The 15,415-nt window shown below is 39.8% G+C and carries 10 protein-coding genes and 1 tRNA gene; 8 read left to right on the top strand and 3 right to left on the bottom strand.

Annotation, left to right across the window (positions count from 1 at the left end):
- The first annotated feature begins 35 nt into the window (after window positions 1–35).
- From F3J22_RS10380 to F3J22_RS10370, 3 genes are all read left to right on the top strand, one after another.
- Window positions 36–1,940, top strand: coding sequence for an AAA domain-containing protein (locus tag F3J22_RS10380; protein ID WP_167016806.1), 1,905 nt, complete (start codon window positions 36–38; stop codon window positions 1,938–1,940).
- Between the two features lie 95 nt (window positions 1,941–2,035).
- Window positions 2,036–2,119: transfer RNA gene (locus F3J22_RS10375), tRNA-Leu, on the top strand.
- Window positions 2,120–2,416: 297 nt separating this feature from the next.
- A complete protein-coding gene (locus F3J22_RS10370; RefSeq protein ID WP_167016805.1) occupies window positions 2,417–3,502 on the top strand; it encodes a site-specific integrase in 1,086 nt (361 codons plus the stop codon).
- Between the two features lie 270 nt (window positions 3,503–3,772).
- Here F3J22_RS10370 and F3J22_RS10365 read toward each other — a convergent pair whose 3' ends face one another.
- Complete coding sequence (locus F3J22_RS10365) at window positions 3,773–4,006, bottom strand: helix-turn-helix domain-containing protein (RefSeq protein ID WP_167016803.1); 234 nt, start codon at window positions 4,004–4,006, stop codon at window positions 3,773–3,775.
- Window positions 4,007–4,453: 447 nt separating this feature from the next.
- On the opposite strand from F3J22_RS10365, the gene F3J22_RS10360 reads away from it, so the two are divergent.
- From F3J22_RS10360 to F3J22_RS10350, 3 genes are all read left to right on the top strand, one after another.
- The gene (locus tag F3J22_RS10360) at window positions 4,454–5,194 is read left to right on the top strand and encodes a sensor histidine kinase KdpD (protein WP_167016801.1); all 741 of its coding nucleotides are present in this window, start codon (window positions 4,454–4,456) and stop codon (window positions 5,192–5,194) included.
- A gap of 601 nt (window positions 5,195–5,795) precedes the next feature.
- Window positions 5,796–7,199 carry an AAA family ATPase gene (locus F3J22_RS10355; protein ID WP_167016799.1) on the top strand — a complete coding sequence of 468 codons (1,404 nt, stop codon included), beginning with the start codon at window positions 5,796–5,798 and terminating at the stop codon, window positions 7,197–7,199.
- Window positions 7,186–8,094, top strand: a complete 909-nt coding sequence (locus tag F3J22_RS10350) for a DUF4435 domain-containing protein (protein WP_167016797.1) — start codon at window positions 7,186–7,188, stop codon at window positions 8,092–8,094. The genes F3J22_RS10355 and F3J22_RS10350 overlap by 14 nt, the downstream gene beginning before the upstream one ends.
- A 291-nt stretch (window positions 8,095–8,385) precedes the next feature.
- On the opposite strand, the gene F3J22_RS10345 is transcribed toward F3J22_RS10350, so the two are convergent.
- Window positions 8,386–8,934, bottom strand: coding sequence for a restriction endonuclease subunit S (locus tag F3J22_RS10345; protein WP_167016795.1), 549 nt, complete (start codon window positions 8,932–8,934; stop codon window positions 8,386–8,388).
- Window positions 8,935–8,936: 2 nt separating this feature from the next.
- Window positions 8,937–10,847 carry a class I SAM-dependent DNA methyltransferase gene (locus F3J22_RS10340; RefSeq protein WP_167016793.1) on the bottom strand — a complete coding sequence of 637 codons (1,911 nt, stop codon included), beginning with the start codon at window positions 10,845–10,847 and terminating at the stop codon, window positions 8,937–8,939.
- A 1,054-nt stretch (window positions 10,848–11,901) separates the two neighbouring features.
- Here F3J22_RS10340 and F3J22_RS10335 point away from each other — a divergent pair.
- On the top strand, window positions 11,902–12,405 hold the full coding sequence (locus F3J22_RS10335; protein ID WP_167016791.1) for a hypothetical protein: 504 nt from the start codon (window positions 11,902–11,904) through the stop codon (window positions 12,403–12,405).
- 508 nt (window positions 12,406–12,913) lie between these two features.
- Window positions 12,914–14,437, top strand: coding sequence for a TROVE domain-containing protein (locus tag F3J22_RS10330; protein ID WP_167016789.1), 1,524 nt, complete (start codon window positions 12,914–12,916; stop codon window positions 14,435–14,437).
- Window positions 14,438–15,415: the final 978 nt, after the last annotated feature.

Below are 15,415 nucleotides of genomic sequence, written 5' to 3'. Positions count from 1 at the left end.
CATGTTAACCCTTAACTTATTAGTATCTTTGCAGGATGGATTATTTTAAAAAGCTGCTTGGGCTGTTAAAAACAGAACGGGAAGAAGACCAACGCAACTATCAGGCTTTAACGGAGAGCACATCTATACAGGAGCGCAGGGCTAATGGCCTGGCGTGGTACCCCATCGCGATACGTGGCAGTGAGATGAGCCGCGGTGATTATCTGACCGTAGAAGTAGAACGCACTACCAACCAGGAATTGCCACATCAGCTTCGTGCCGGCACTTCTGCACTGTTTTTCTCCAACCACGACCGTAAGCAGGACAAACAGGAAGGCGTGATATCCTGGGTAGGTGGTAATCGCCTTAAAATAACCTTACGAACGGATGAACTCCCGGAATGGGCAGATAACGGCAAACTGGGGATAGATCTCCTTTTCGACGACAATAGCTACGACGAGATGGTAAATGCCTTAAAACAGGCTGATACTATCGCTGACGACCCTAAAAAAGGCCGCCTTGTGCGGGTATTGACAGGTCAGGCGGCACCATCTTTCAGAACAGATATTTCTCCGGTACATATTCCAAAGCTGAACGAATCTCAAAATGCGGCGGTGAATAAGATTTTATCGGCAGCAGATGTGGCAGTAGTACATGGCCCTCCAGGTACCGGTAAAACCACTACACTGGTACAGGCCATCAAAACACTGTACCAGCAGGAAAAGCAACAGATACTCGTAGTAGCGCCCAGCAATACTGCTGTAGACCTTTTAAGTGAAAAGCTGGCAGAGGAAGGCATGAACGTATTACGTGTCGGGAATCCTGCGCGTGTATCAGAGAAATTACTTTCCCTCACCCTCGATAGCAAAATGACCGGCCATAGCGGCATAAAAGAGGTATCGCGGCTGCGTAAGCAGGCGAATGAATTCCGTAATATGGCGCATAAATACAAGCGTAATTTCGGAAAAGCAGAACGTGAGCAAAGAAAAGCACTGTTTGACGAAGCCCGCAAAATCATCAAGCTGGTGGAAGATACAGAGCAATATGTAGTAGAAGATATTGTCGCGAAAGCACAGGTAATTACCGCTACGCCGGTAGGTGCCAACCATTACACGGTAAGACATTTAAAATATAATACGGTCATCATTGATGAAGCCGGACAGGCATTAGAGCCTGCCTGCTGGATACCGATCCTGAAAGGAGAACGCGTCATTTTTGCCGGCGACCATTGTCAGCTTCCGCCGACGATTAAGTCGAACGATGCTGCTGCAGCAGGTTTGGCGGAAACATTACTGGAAAAAGTAGTTAACCTTTATCCGGAAGCGGTAGTATTACTGGAAGAGCAATACCGCATGCATACAGCTATTATGGGTTATTCTTCCGGTGTTTTTTATGGCGATAAGCTAAAGGCACATGCCTCTGTAGCCTCGCACCTGCTGTTTGATACCGATGTGCCGCTGGCCTTCATAGATACTGCCGGCTGTGGCTTCGACGAAAAAACAGAAGGCACCAGCACCACCAATCCGGAAGAGGCAGCGTTCCTGTTCAGGCACCTGGAGCTGGTGGCAGATACCCTGGTACCGCACTACAAGCCGGAGAACTTCCCTACAGTAGCCATCATTTCTCCCTACAGGCAACAGATTGAGGTACTAAAAGAGCAGCTGGCGCATTATCCTGCGTTACAGCCTTATCTCTCCCGTATTACCATCAATACCATCGATAGTTTCCAGGGACAGGAAAGAGATATTGTATATATCAGCATGACCCGTAGCAATACAGAAAGTAAGATTGGGTTCCTGTCAGATATCCGTCGCATGAACGTAGCGATGACCCGTGCCAGAAAGAAACTGGTGATTATCGGTGATAGTGGTACACTGTCTCAACTGCCTTTCTATGCTGATTTCATCAAGTATTCAGAGGCTCAAAACGGCTACCAGAGCGCCTGGGAGTTTGCAGAGTAACACAACAATTTCATTTTCAGCGAGAAAAGTCAAAAATAAATTTGGCAATATTAAATTCCTGCGTATCTTTGCGGTCCTGAAACACAAAATCAGTTGCCCAGATGGCGAAATTGGTAGACGCACTGTGTTCAGGTCGCAGCGCCTGCAAGGGTGTGCTGGTTCGAATCCAGTTCTGGGCACGTAAGAGGCTTGTAAGTAATTGACTTACAAGCCTTTTTTCATTTAGTCAAGTGTCATTTTTAACGATTTTTTCTGCTTTCATTCACCAATCACGACACAAATCTGACACACGCACTTTCTCTCCAAAGCTACTATCTACCGGCTTTGGGGTAGTATGTCAACACGGCATCTGTGTTGATAAAAAATTCTTTCCTTCACTTTTTTCCGCGTTCTCCCGATCTTGAAAATTGGCCCAAATCCTTACTGACAAGGCATATTATTAGTGCCAATGGTTGTACTTTCAAAATCATTGGCGCATGAATTTCCTGAAACGTGAGAACACAACCGGCGATAAAACGTACTACTATTACGACTTTGGCCGTGGTAAGGGGCAACGTCCGGCCACTGGCATCTTCGTATATACGAAACCGAAAGACCAGACACAGAAGAACCATAATAAGCAGGCATTGGCTTTATTGGAGGTAAAGAAAAGTCAGGCTATCATCGAGCAGCAATCGATAGGTACCGCCTTTATACCTGCACATAAGTTTAAAGAGAACTTTCTCGACTATTACGAAGAGTATGTAAGCACTAATAAGCGTGATGGCAATCGTCATCTGGAAAGTAGCCTGAAGCAATTCAGGCTATTTCTCAATGCAGACTTTATTTCCCCTGGTGACATAACAGAAAACACCTGCAAGGCTTTCCGTAGGTTCTTGTTAGATAAATATACCGGAGAGACGCCCGCCGATTACTATACCCGGTTTAAATGGGTACTTGCTGCTGCCACAGCTGACGGCTATTTAAGAATCAACCCTACCGAAAAGGTTACTGCTAAATCAAATCCCAGCGTCCGGCTAAAAGAACATCTGGAAGTTCCTGAATACCTGGAGCTGTTGAATACACCCTGCACAAACGAAGAGGTAAAGGATGCCTTTATTTTCTGTTGCTATACCGGGTTGCGATGGGTAGATGTTAAAAAACTAAGTATCGGCCAGATTAACGGAGTCAAACTAACTACGCGGATCATTCAGGCTAAAACAGGCTTACCGGTTACTTTAACGCTGCATCCTATCGCGCGCATGGTCGTTGAGAAACGCAGGTTCTCCGCTACCGGCCTATTGTTTCGTTTACCCACAGCAGATGGGGCTAACAAAGTGCTGGAAAAGTGGATAGCAGCAACTGAGATTGGGAAATATATTACATGGTCGTGCGCCAGATTGAGTTTTGCGATTCTGTTGAAAGATAAACTGGTAGATGATCCAACGATCGCTTATTTAATGGGGCATAGCACTACAAAGCAGGTGCAGAAAACATATAAAAGACATCGACCAGCAGATCAGCAAAGCACTATCGATCAATTGCCTACGCCGGAGCTGCTGCCGTATTTTTTGATGCTGTGAGCGCATCCCCGCCCTTCATTATCCCGTAGCGACCAGCAATTCACTGTGGAGGCCGGAGTAACGTGTTTGGAAAAAAATACTACCCTGAACTATGGCTGAGATATAGCAGTAGGGCACATCAAAAATTTGAAATGTTCGGCAGTGTAGTGCAGGAGCGGGTGGAGATTTTTTTTCAGTACACCCGAAGGGCAAGCCGGCGCGAAGCAGAGGCGCAGCGTTACGTAGGCTCGTAACAGTGGATTATTTTTGTGGAGGGGAGAATGAAGATTTTTACATGTGATCCTCAACTTTTTTATAAAATGCAGATACGGACAACCCAAAGTACTTGCATAACGCGGAAATTGTACTAACGGTCGGGTTAGCCTTGGCAGTCTCAATTCTACCTACATGAATATTGGTATCGTTATAAACCTCTTCCTGGCTCACATCCTTTACCTCTCGTAAATCCTTCAGGACGGCGGCGATGCCTTTTAACAGCTTATTATCTCTTATTTGTGTTGCCATTTATACAATATGGCAAGAAATAATTTTTTCATTAATGACGAATATGTCATTATTTTATTTATATTCGTACTGTGAGAGGAAATTATTCATTCATCAAAACAGCTGTGCTTATGGCGATATGATTTGAGTATTATTCTGATTATTAATATTTTTGCGATTCTTCAAATAAAGATATTTTGAAGCATTTCGCTTTTTACCTTGCTATAGAAACGTAGGAAATTTCAGAGCACAAGGTGATAAGTGTAAAGGCTCATGCTGAAAAGGCGTGGGCCAACTTATCTGTGTTCGGGCTTCCTACGGCCTCTATAGCGGAGAGTTGGTTCTACGCCTTTTTCGTTGTTATACCTTACTGCCAGCTCTCCCTTCCATCTACTTACTCTTTTACTTTTTCCGGTTGAAAAACGGGCCGGGATGTTCATGTGATCGTTCACCTCAAAGGTTATATTTATGCAAAATCCAACTAAAGTAAATGCCAGTCAGGAATCTTTCCGGTCCGCCAGTACTGATTGGCTAAGAGAAGCATTTATTGGCTTGTTAGCCCATGAATTGAAAGGCCAACTGGCCGGGATCACTCAGGCATTAGATGCAATTGAGTCTTACAAATTGCCGGATGGAGCCATTAAAAGTGAAGCATCCGACTACTTTGACTTCGTAAAGGCAATTACGAATAATGCCCTGAATGTCTACGATAATATGCTGGGCATGGCGCAAACAGGAGCGCTTATCTCCAAAGAATTGATAGAAATTGCGCCCTTCCTACACAACTGTGTTGCTCCATTTATGATAAATAAAGGCATTACAGGTGTCGATCTGTCAGCAAGAATTCACATCACACCAGGAACAAAAGTTGAGATAGACGGCATCAAAACGCAACAGATAATCTGCAACTTGCTGCACAATGCCTTTAAGTATTGTGGTACTGGCACCACCATTTATTTCTACGTGCGTATCATGGGTGGCAACCTGAAATTCCACGTCACCAGCTACGGGATGACTATCCCAAGGGAACAACACAAAGCAGTTTTTGAACCATATCAGACACTGGAAAAGGGCAAAGCGGGTGTTGGTCTAGGGTTGTACTTATGCAAAAAGTACTCGGAATTGTTAGGCGGAAAGATCTCCGTTCATAGTAGAAACGGCATAACCAAATTTAACGTATCCCTTCCCGTAACCATGAAAAACCAGTGACCAATATGCACCAGAATTTATTGAATGACCTTCAGAAATTGTTTGCCTCGACACCAATATTATTACGGGATCGTGTATGTGAAGGATGTGATTGGAGTCTTTCGACCTATTACAGAAAGTCTAAACCGTATGACGATCAGCAGGAGAAATCACCCTTTCCCATCAGCATAAGTAATGCAGAAAAGGAGATGATTAAACAAACCGCCAGGGAAATAAAGGCGTCAATTAACCGTGATCTTGATAAGATTTTGATGTACTGATCTTTATTAAACAGCCCTGAAATTGGCTCAAGAGTGAGCCAGTTTTAGGGCTAAATGTTTTGTTTTCCCACACATAAAGCCGCGAGTTCCGAGCGGCTTTTTTCATCCAAAGCGGCCGACTGCGGAGGTTGCTTTCATGTTCATTGTGTAACAATGATACAACTTGCTGGCGCATTAACAGGCGCCTTTGTGTATAGCAAAAAACGTAATTATAAATTGTTTTGTAATAAGGAATTACAAACTTTGGTGATGGGAATATTAATTTTTTTATTTGCATCTTTTTTAGGTATCTTACTAAATTAGGCTTAATCTAAAATTAGATATTGGTAAACTAGCCAAATATGAATAAAATAGGAATTGAGCGTATTCGCATACGGAAATTTTTAGACCAATATGACATTGATATTCCCCTTGATGGTCCGATGAAAATTTTCATTGGAGAAAATGGAATGGGAAAAACTCAAATTCTTAATATCATTTACTACATTCTAAGCAGAAATTTCAGCAAGTTACGCGATTATACATTTGAAGAAATTGAGATTGTATTTGATAAAAAGAATTCGAGTTTCATAAATAAGGAAATCCTTAATCATAAAAAATATAAAAGCTCAAAATCTCTGGTAGCCCGGTATCAGTATGAAAAAATTGTTGATATTGTGGGATATTATCACCTTGAAAACCTCTTTAGCAAGTTTGAAAATGAAAGACCCTCTAGAAATAAAATTCGGGAGTATCTATCTGAAAATAATTTTAAACAAAAATACAATGTAAATGAAGATCTAATTTTAGAATTCATTGAAGATTACTTTTATTTAAACGTTAAGTATTCTCCAAGTTCTGGTGATTCATTTGAAAAAGAGTTGGACGTAATTGATAGGATGATTAAAGAGAGAATAGGCAATTCCAATATTCTCTACTTTCCAACTTTTAGAAGAGTTGAGGAAGAATTGAAAAACCTTGGATATGATGAAGAGGCTTTTAAAAAAAATAAAGAAGATAATCGTCTGATCCACTTCGGAATGGACGATGTGCAAAAACGTTTTGATACATTTACTGGAATAATAGATAGACTTTCAAAAGAAGGATTTGCGAAACTATCGGGTGAGATTTTAAGCCAATTAGTTAAGGGAATACCAAATACAAACCCTGCTTTTATACAAAAGTTAAATGGAAAGGATGTTCAGATAATCCTGGAGCGAATTGGTAAGGAAATGAGTATAGAAGATAAAGAAAAGATCCTAGCAATGATCAATAACAAAGAAGTTAAAGATCAAGATCCTTTCCTCCTCTATTTCTTGGAAAAACTTTTTGATATTTATGATCAACAACGTGAATATGACACCCAGATTAAGGCATTTCAGAGCATATGTAATTCTTATTTGGTGCACAAAGAAGTTTATTATGATGAGAGTGGAATGAAGATTTATATTAAAAATACTATAAATGACTCTAAGATCCAATTGAGCAAACTTTCATCTGGCGAAAAACAAATAATTTCAATACTATCAAGGATTTATTTGAGCATGAAAGATCAAACATTCATTGTGTTATTTGATGAACCTGAATTGTCATTATCCATATTTTGGCAAAGAAGGCTGCTTCCGGACATAGTAAATTCTAACAAATGTCCATATTTACTTGCGGTAACACATTCTCCCTTCATATTCGAGAATGAACTTGATAGGTTTGCAATAAGTCTACAAGAGTATTACACCCCTATATTACATGACAATGACGGCAGATGATTTGAGAAAGGCTAGAGAAAATAATCCAAATGTTGCCTACCAAACATTTATTAAACATGTAGGAGAAGATAAAAAGGGATATTTTTATTTTATTGAAGGCAAGGATGCCCCATATTATAATCTTCGTGTCAAGAATAGATTAGATAAATTGCAGTTGTTTCCTATTCAATGCGGAGGCAAAAGCAAAGTTTTAAAGGTATATGAGCTTATAAAAAACCACGAAGTTTATCTAAAATATAAGATTGGCTATTTTGTAGATCTGGATTTCGATGATCGGTTGAATAATGATGATATTTATGAAACACCTACCTATTCAATAGAGAACCTATATTGTTATCCTGAGGTAATGGGAGAGGTACTCAAAAATGAATTTGCACTTTCAGAGGTGGATGAAGGGTATCAAAATATTCTAAAACATTATGTGAAAATGCTTACAGAGGCAACAGCGGCTCAATCCCTATTTAATGCATGGTATTATTGTTTAAAAGAAAAGAAGAGAAACGAAAATCTGAATACAACTGGAGTCGCACTAGATGATACTTTTAAGAAGGGGTATATCTTTGTTGATTTATTAGAGATTGTCCGTAAATATGATCTTGGTAGAATTCGAACTGATTTTAAAACAGCAATTGATTGCGACGAAAAGAGAATTAATGAAATTGATGCGTATTTCAATTCAACGGACATGGTAAGCTGCTTGAGGGGGAAATATTTAATAGAATTCTTTCATAAGTTCCTTGTCTTGGTTAGTAAAGATTCAGTAACAGATCAAAAGCTTAGTAAAGCAGGTCTAGTCTGCCATGTAAATCTTAAAACAATTATTTCAATGTATTCGCAGTATGCACATACTCCAGCCTGCTTGATAAACTATTTAGGGAAAATTCCATCAGAATAATTGGTGGAGTTAATCGACACACCATTGACACAAATACCTCACAACTAATTCCCCCACAACTAGATAAGAATCCAGTTCTGGGCACTAGAAAACGATAAAACCCGTTCTAAGAGCGGGTTTTATCGTTTTTAAACAGATTAATATTTTATATATAGCCTGTTAAATGTGTTACGGATAAAGGTTTGTAAGGTTCGATACAATCTTGATATATTACATGATGCTTTTTTATTAGTAAAGACCTCTAGGCAACTTGGTGAAAAACGGTCGAAAGAAATTCAGACCGTTTCTTTTTTAAATACTTCCAGATCCATTATTGGCAAGGTAATCAGTTCCCGTATATTTAGTATATTTAGCATATTTTTCAAGCATCTCTTCTTCTTTTTTACGCATGTAGTTTTCCATAAATACATAGTCAGGGGTCCCCTGGGAGGTAACGGGTAACAAAACTTTTTCCTTCTTTATCCGCAAATCATTTATCTCTCTATTAAAGCTATACTTATCACTAATTCTCGAAAGTACAGTCGCTAAGAATAAGTAGACATACTTATTGAAATTGTTATTTCCCAGTTTGGTAACGTGGTCACTAGCTATTACTCTAAAGGGCTGATAGAAAGTTGAACCTACGCTTCCACTATTTGCAATTGTAAGGCAATTTTCAAAAGTTCTTGTGTTTTGTGTATTCCCAATAAACCCATCTATTCCATTATTTAACGCAGTGGATGAGGCATAAGGAATTCTCCCTTCTATGTGGTCATCTTTTTTGAGACGTTTCCCTCTTTGAATTATTTCAAAGATCTCAGTCAGAGAAAATTCCCTCCATTCCAAATTAACAAGATCCATTACTAAGATTGTTTTTCATTATCAAACAAATAACCTCTTCCCTGCATAATCATGCTAAACTCAAAAGTGAGATAGTCACCCATTGTTTTTTCAAAGTCAGCTTCTGTAGGTATTTCGTCATTAAAATAATAAAACGAATGCAACCATTCATCTTCCGCCTCAATAGTCGTTCTTACACAAAAACGACTTTCGGCTTCTATACGGTCAAACCACACATCCAATAAATGTTGCTTTTTATCTTTTGCCTCTACGGTTTCAACAAGTCCTCGGTGTTTTTGCACCTCAAAGCCATCTTTTTCAAAGTTAATAAACTTAACTACTTTACTTTTATCATGCGGTACACCTGCCGTAAAAATTGCTATACAAGGATTGGTCCCGACACCATAAAAAGTATTTTTGTTAAGTGTGATCACTCCTTCCAGTGTGTGATACTTTAATATATTAGCTTTACTCGTTTGCTCTTCTTTGGTTTTGCCGGTCATGGAGGATTGAGGAACAATTACAATCACTTTTCCATCTTCCGTAATAGAGTTAATCAAATGTTCAGTAAAATTAATTTCATAAAGATTGGGATTATTTTTGCTCCCCATTGAATAAGGAGGGTTCATCATACCTACTGTGCAACCTCTTTCCTGTAACTGTGCTGGATTCTGTTTCAAAAAATCTTCCTGCTCTAAGTTACTTTTTCCATCGCCCCGCAATATCATATTTGTAGTCGCAATGGTAAACATATATGGCTGCAACTCTAAACCATGCAATTGGTTTTTTCTTATCTTCCGCTGAAGGTCTGGTTTATCTGTTTTCTGCAACATGTCATGCATGGCCGCTATCAAAAATCCAGCAGTGCCACAGCAAGGGTCAAGTATAGTATCAGTAGGTTTTAAATCTGCCAAATCGCAAAACAATTCAGTGATGTGCTTAGGTGTTAAAACAATTCCTAGGGATTGTCCATCGCCACCGGAATAAGACATAAATTCGCCATAAAACCGGCCTAAATAATCTTCGGCAGAATGTATATACTTGATGTTTTTATAAATATTTTCGTATAGAAATTCAGTATAATGTTTTAATGGCGTTTTTTGAAGCGTTTCGTTTATTTCATTGATAGCCTTCGTGTCTTTAATAACTAAAAACTGGCTTAGCAGTTTGTCTTTTTTTACTTGTGGAGACACATTTGCTCTTTGAAGATTTTTCTCAATAGCTCCACATATTTTTTCACCATCCGTATTGGTTTCGTCTCCAGTAAGACTTTCTATACTGAAGCCCTTATGTTCCATCTCTCTTAAAGCCAAAAGAATACCCGATACAATAAGAGGCTTGTCTTTATCCTGAATACTACCGTAGTTTCTCAAATCCTCATGCAGGACTTTAGCATCTTTTAGTATTTCTTCGGTTGTTTTTTCATCGGGTGTCTGCTCTTTCAATACATTCTTTGTGTAATATTCTTCAATATTGCTTTCGTTAAAAAGCAGAAAGGTTTCCACATCTTCTAATTCCTTATAACCACCTCTCTCATCAATAAAAACTGGGGTAATCCTATGCCGTTTTTCATTTCCCGAAACCCCAAACACAATAATCTTTTTGTACGAAGTTTTTTGAGCCAAATGTTTGCCGTAAAATAAAGCTCCATTAACGGCAAAACTCTTTATACTCGATACATCCATACCGATTATGTTCTTTTCATTTCTGTTTATATGCTTCGATACATCCGCCTTGTTTTCTATAAGCAATAAAAAATCTTTCACCACACCACAGTATTCAGGAAACCCAACTTTTCCAGTCCCAGCCTTAGAAGCAGACTTTAAAGCCTCATTAATCTCTTTGATATTACTACCTTGAGGGTGCAAACTAATATTAGCTTCCTTTAAGAGTTCATATACCCAAAAATCGGTTAGTACTTCCTTTTTTGCCATTTACTTCTATCGGTATTACTTGTATTACTTAAATTTTTTCGATACAGTTTTTAAAGCTTCATCAGCTAACTTTTCATCTTTCAACACAATTATAACCTATCTGTTAATTAAAAACTTTATAATTCCTCCTTGCCCGCATATAAAATTTCAGCTAATAAGGAAATCTACTCCTTCGGTAGCTGTCTGTCGCTCCGCTCTATTTACCAATGACAGAAGTGTCCACATCCAATTACTAAGCTAACTGTCGCAAAAATATATCTTGCGTGGCCCCCTTATACATTCATCCAGTTTTGGCGTCATATATAAAATAATATCTTGATAGATATTAGCAAATATAGTAAATAATAAGCATCAATATATATAATGAAGGTAACCTTCAGGTTTGAAAATAATAAATTGGTTTTTATGGAGCATTATGAAATTTCAAATTCAACGAGAGGGTGTGAAGGAGTAATTCTGTAAATAAAGTTACTATCTTATCCAATCCAAAAGTCAATAACATTCATTGGCCCAGGACATTGCTTTCTTGCGATCCATTCGATTAATTTTTTCTATTCATAATTGAGCTCTTTCAATAGTAATTAAATATTCTATAAAAAAGGTTCGAAATGTGTCAGCCGCCCCAGTCTAACCGGACTAAAATGATCATAAACCACTTTTTTTGCAAATTGATAGATTTTCTCCAAAGCAGAGGAGAAAGGTTCAAGATGTTTTACCGAAAAAACCTTGATAACTATACATTAATATCCGAACATAACTACTTAAATATCAATACTATGCGGTTCGATATCATTCCAGTTCCGGGCACTAGGAAAGATCCTGTAAGCATAGCTTACAGGATCTTTTGTTTGTGATTGTCTTATTTTGTCCGGTTTTTTCTCCAAAGCTACTGTCTACCGGCATTTTGGCAGTATGTCAACACAGCATCTGTGTTGCTAAAAAATTCTTTCTTCCGCTTTTTTCCGCTTTCGTTCGATCTTAAAAATTGGCTCAAACCCTTACTGACACGGCATGTTATTAGTGCCAATGGTTGTACTTTCAAAATCATTGGCGCATGAATTTCCTGAAACGCAAGAACACGACCGGCGACAAAACGTACTACTATTACGACTTTGGCCGTGGTAAGGGGCAACGTCCGGCCACTGGCATCCTCGTATATATGAAGCCGAAAGATCAGACACAAAAGAACAATAATAAACAGGCATTGGCTTTATTGGAGGTAAAGAAAAGTCAGGCTATTATCGAACAGCAATCGATAAGCACAGCGTTTATACCTGCACATAAGTTTAAAGATAACTTTCTTTACTATTACGAGGATTATGTAAACACCAACAAGCGTGATGGCAATCGTCATCTGGAAAGTAGTATGAAGCCGCCCACCCTTCATTTATCCCGTAGCGCCCAGCAATTCACTGTGGAGGCCGAAGTAACGTGTTTGAAAAAAATACTGTGGTTGAGTACAGCAGTAGGGCACATCAAAAATTTGAAATATTTGGTAGTGCAGTGCAGGAGCGGATGGAGATTTTTTCTGTACACCAGAAGGGCAAGCCGGCGCTAAGCAGAAAAAAGCTATTCATTCATCTAAAAAGTAATGCTTATGGTATTATGATTTGAGTTGCCATTATAGTGAATAGCATATTCATCTGCTGAATGGGATAAGACTTAAAGGAAATGTCTTACATCACATTATATGTGGTAACCACCCTTACGCTGCTCACTTTAAATTACCTTTTCCATTACCTGGGAAATTATAATTTAACGAATATTTTTTTACATTCGCTATCCAATTACACCTTATACCCGACCAGCAGAATTGCCGCCTTTAAGAAGTGATTATCCTATGCAGCCAGGGTTTGTAAGCTAAAAGTCCCTTGTGGAATAGTTGAATTGGTAAAACACTGTAGAAATTACCCTAACGCGTCTTTTTGCCTGGTTACTTTGTCAACATGCAATCTGCGTCGAAATAAATAATTAAAAAAAATAAAGTTTTTTGACCTACGCAAAAAGACTGCGTAGATACACTCGCATCTTTGTAAGGTCAATCACACACAATAAACCCAAAGGATATGAAATTCAATTTTCTTAAACGCGGCACACAGTTAACAACTAACCATGAAGGATATACGGCGTACAAGCTGACCCCGGAAATGGAGCTGTACACCAGCGTGGTAACGGCTTCATTGAGCGATCAGTTCTATGAAAAAGGAGCAGAAAAACTGAATCGTATCCGTGGTCTGATGGCTAAAACCGATCCTGTATTCGTAGCAAAGCTGGCGGTATACGCCCGTGAAAAAATGTATATGCGCAGCATCCCCATGGTTTTGGCAGTAGAACTGGCCAAAAAACACAGTGGTGATGCCCTTGTTAGCCAGACAGTAGGCAGAGTGGTACAACGTGCAGATGAAATTACCGAGTTGCTGGCCTACTACACCATGGCCAACGAACGTAAAGAGACGAAAAAACTGCATAAGCTGAGTAAGCAAGTGCAGAAAGGATTGACCACAGCCTTCAACCGTTTCGATGAATATCAGTTCGCGAAATATGACCGAAAAACAGCCATCACCTTGCGGGATGCCCTGTTCCTCGTACATCCTAAAGCGAAAAATGAAGCACAACAGGAACTGTTCAATAAAATAGCCAAAAAGGAACTGGCTACACCATTTACCTGGGAAACGCAGCTTTCCGCTGCGGGACAGGTAAAGTATGCCAACGAGGAAGAAAAGAAAAAAGCATTCCGCGATACCTGGGAAGCATTGATAGATAGTCAGGATCTGGGCTATATGGCCTTGATGCGTAACCTGCGCAACATGCTGGAAGCAGAGATCAGCTACGAGCATATAAAAGATGTATGCGACCTGCTGTCTTACCCTGAAGCTGTCAGAAAATCAAAACAGTTGCCTTTCCGGTTTCTGGCTGCTTACCGCGAACTGCGGGAAGTACGTCACGGAATGACAGGGAAAGTGATGGAAGCGCTGGAAGCGGCTTTACATGCCAGCATTGCCAACCTGAAAGGGTTCAATGCCAATACCAGGGTAGTCATCGCCTGCGACGTATCTGGCTCCATGCAAAGGTCTGTTTCTGCCAAAAGCAAAATACTGTCGTACGATATCGGGCTGATGCTGGGAATGATGTTGCAGTCCAAATGCGACAACGTGATGAGCGGTATGTTCGGCGATACGTGGAAAGTGGTGAACCTCCCGGGAAAGAATATCCTTGCCAACATAGACGCTTTCTATAAAAGAGAAGGCGAAGTGGGATACAGCACCAACGCACACCTGGTATTGGAAGATCTGGTAAAAAGAAAATATCAGGCAGATAAAATAATGTTCTTCACGGATTGCCAGATGTGGAGCACAAAACATAATACACACATCAATGCCATGAAACAGAACTGGACAGCATATAAACAATTGTTCCCTGCTGCAAAGCTCTACCTGTTCGACCTGGCGGGATTGGGTCATACTCCCCTGAGTATTGAGGAGAATGATGTGCACCTGATCTCCGGATGGAGTGACAAAGTGTTTGAAGTGATGGAGGCAATTGATAAAGGACAAGATGCATTGGAACATATATCCGCCATTCAATTATAGTCATTCTGTTTGTTTTCCCTGAAAAGCATTTATTTGATAAAGTGGTACTGCATCAAAAAAGACTCATTGCGCTTTTTGCCTTGCCGCTTTATCAAATTATTCACAGGTGCCGTAGTTACAGGCTACTTCGATGGGATTCGGAGATGAGGTTCGATTCCTCACTCACCATTGGTGAGGGCGGGAGGTGACGCGCCGGATGAGAAAACCCTGCAACGTTAATTGCCCTGTGATTCGTATATTCATTGATGTTATACCTAAAATTCTTTGACAACTGGTGCCGTAGTAATGAGTTACTTCGATTTATGGGTCGCAGGTTCGATCCCTGCTGCTGGGAAACCAGTGTAGCTCAGTTGGTAGAGCGTTCAACGTTTATAGGCTTATTACGCTTTTGCCCGGTTGTCATTTATCAGATCTTTAGTTTCGGAAAAAAATATATACTTTTGCAAAGCGGTTGGTGCCGTTGTTAGTGGGTTACTTCGGGGATTTAGGCGGTTGTGGGTTCGAGTCCTGCCATCAAAAACAGATGTAGCTCAACTGGATAGAGCACTAAACTATGAAAATAGTCCTCACTAGGTTTTTTGCCCAACCGCTTTATTAAATTTTTCACAGGTCTCGCAAATTGCGGGTTACTTCTACCCGGCAGTCGTTAATGGGGTTCAAGTCTACACCCTTTCTCTGATAATTCCAATGGCATTAAGTCTACACATTTTCACCCGTAATGGTTGATTGCCTTGCAATTCGTTTATCCATTGATGTTATACTTAGAATTCTTTTGGCAATCAGTGTCGTAGTCTTGAGTTACTTCATACATGGGTAGCAGATGTTATCCTGCCTCCGGTCCACCTGTGCGCTGAGAGATAGCATTTCGCACGCAAAAGCACTCAATACGTTTTTTGCCTGATTGTTCTATTAAGCCATTCACAGGTGCCGTTACTATGGGCTACTTCGATTGATCCGGTAAATACATACACATTCTAC

This window comes from Chitinophaga sp. Cy-1792 (assembly GCF_011752935.1).
Taxonomy (GTDB): Bacteria; Bacteroidota; Bacteroidia; order Chitinophagales; family Chitinophagaceae; genus Chitinophaga.
The sequence above is the reverse complement of the archived record's forward strand: the minus strand, read 5'-3'. Positions and strand labels throughout refer to the sequence as shown.

Bases quoted from the DNA above. Each gene is read 5' to 3' on its own strand.
- F3J22_RS10345 (WP_167016795.1), bottom strand. From the start codon at position 8,934: ATGGATCTTGTTAATTTGGAATGGAGGGAATTTTCTCTGACTGAGATC.
- F3J22_RS10355 (WP_167016799.1), top strand. From the start codon at position 5,796: ATGAATAAAATAGGAATTGAGCGTATTCGCATACGGAAATTTTTAGAC.
- F3J22_RS10370 (WP_167016805.1), top strand. From the start codon at position 2,417: ATGAATTTCCTGAAACGTGAGAACACAACCGGCGATAAAACGTACTAC.
- F3J22_RS10360 (WP_167016801.1), top strand. From the start codon at position 4,454: ATGCAAAATCCAACTAAAGTAAATGCCAGTCAGGAATCTTTCCGGTCC.
- F3J22_RS10330 (WP_167016789.1), top strand. From the start codon at position 12,914: ATGAAATTCAATTTTCTTAAACGCGGCACACAGTTAACAACTAACCAT.
- F3J22_RS10350 (WP_167016797.1), top strand. From the start codon at position 7,186: ATGACGGCAGATGATTTGAGAAAGGCTAGAGAAAATAATCCAAATGTT.
- F3J22_RS10365 (WP_167016803.1), bottom strand. From the start codon at position 4,006: ATGGCAACACAAATAAGAGATAATAAGCTGTTAAAAGGCATCGCCGCC.
- F3J22_RS10335 (WP_167016791.1), top strand. From the start codon at position 11,902: ATGAATTTCCTGAAACGCAAGAACACGACCGGCGACAAAACGTACTAC.
- F3J22_RS10380 (WP_167016806.1), top strand. From the start codon at position 36: ATGGATTATTTTAAAAAGCTGCTTGGGCTGTTAAAAACAGAACGGGAA.
- F3J22_RS10340 (WP_167016793.1), bottom strand. From the start codon at position 10,847: ATGGCAAAAAAGGAAGTACTAACCGATTTTTGGGTATATGAACTCTTA.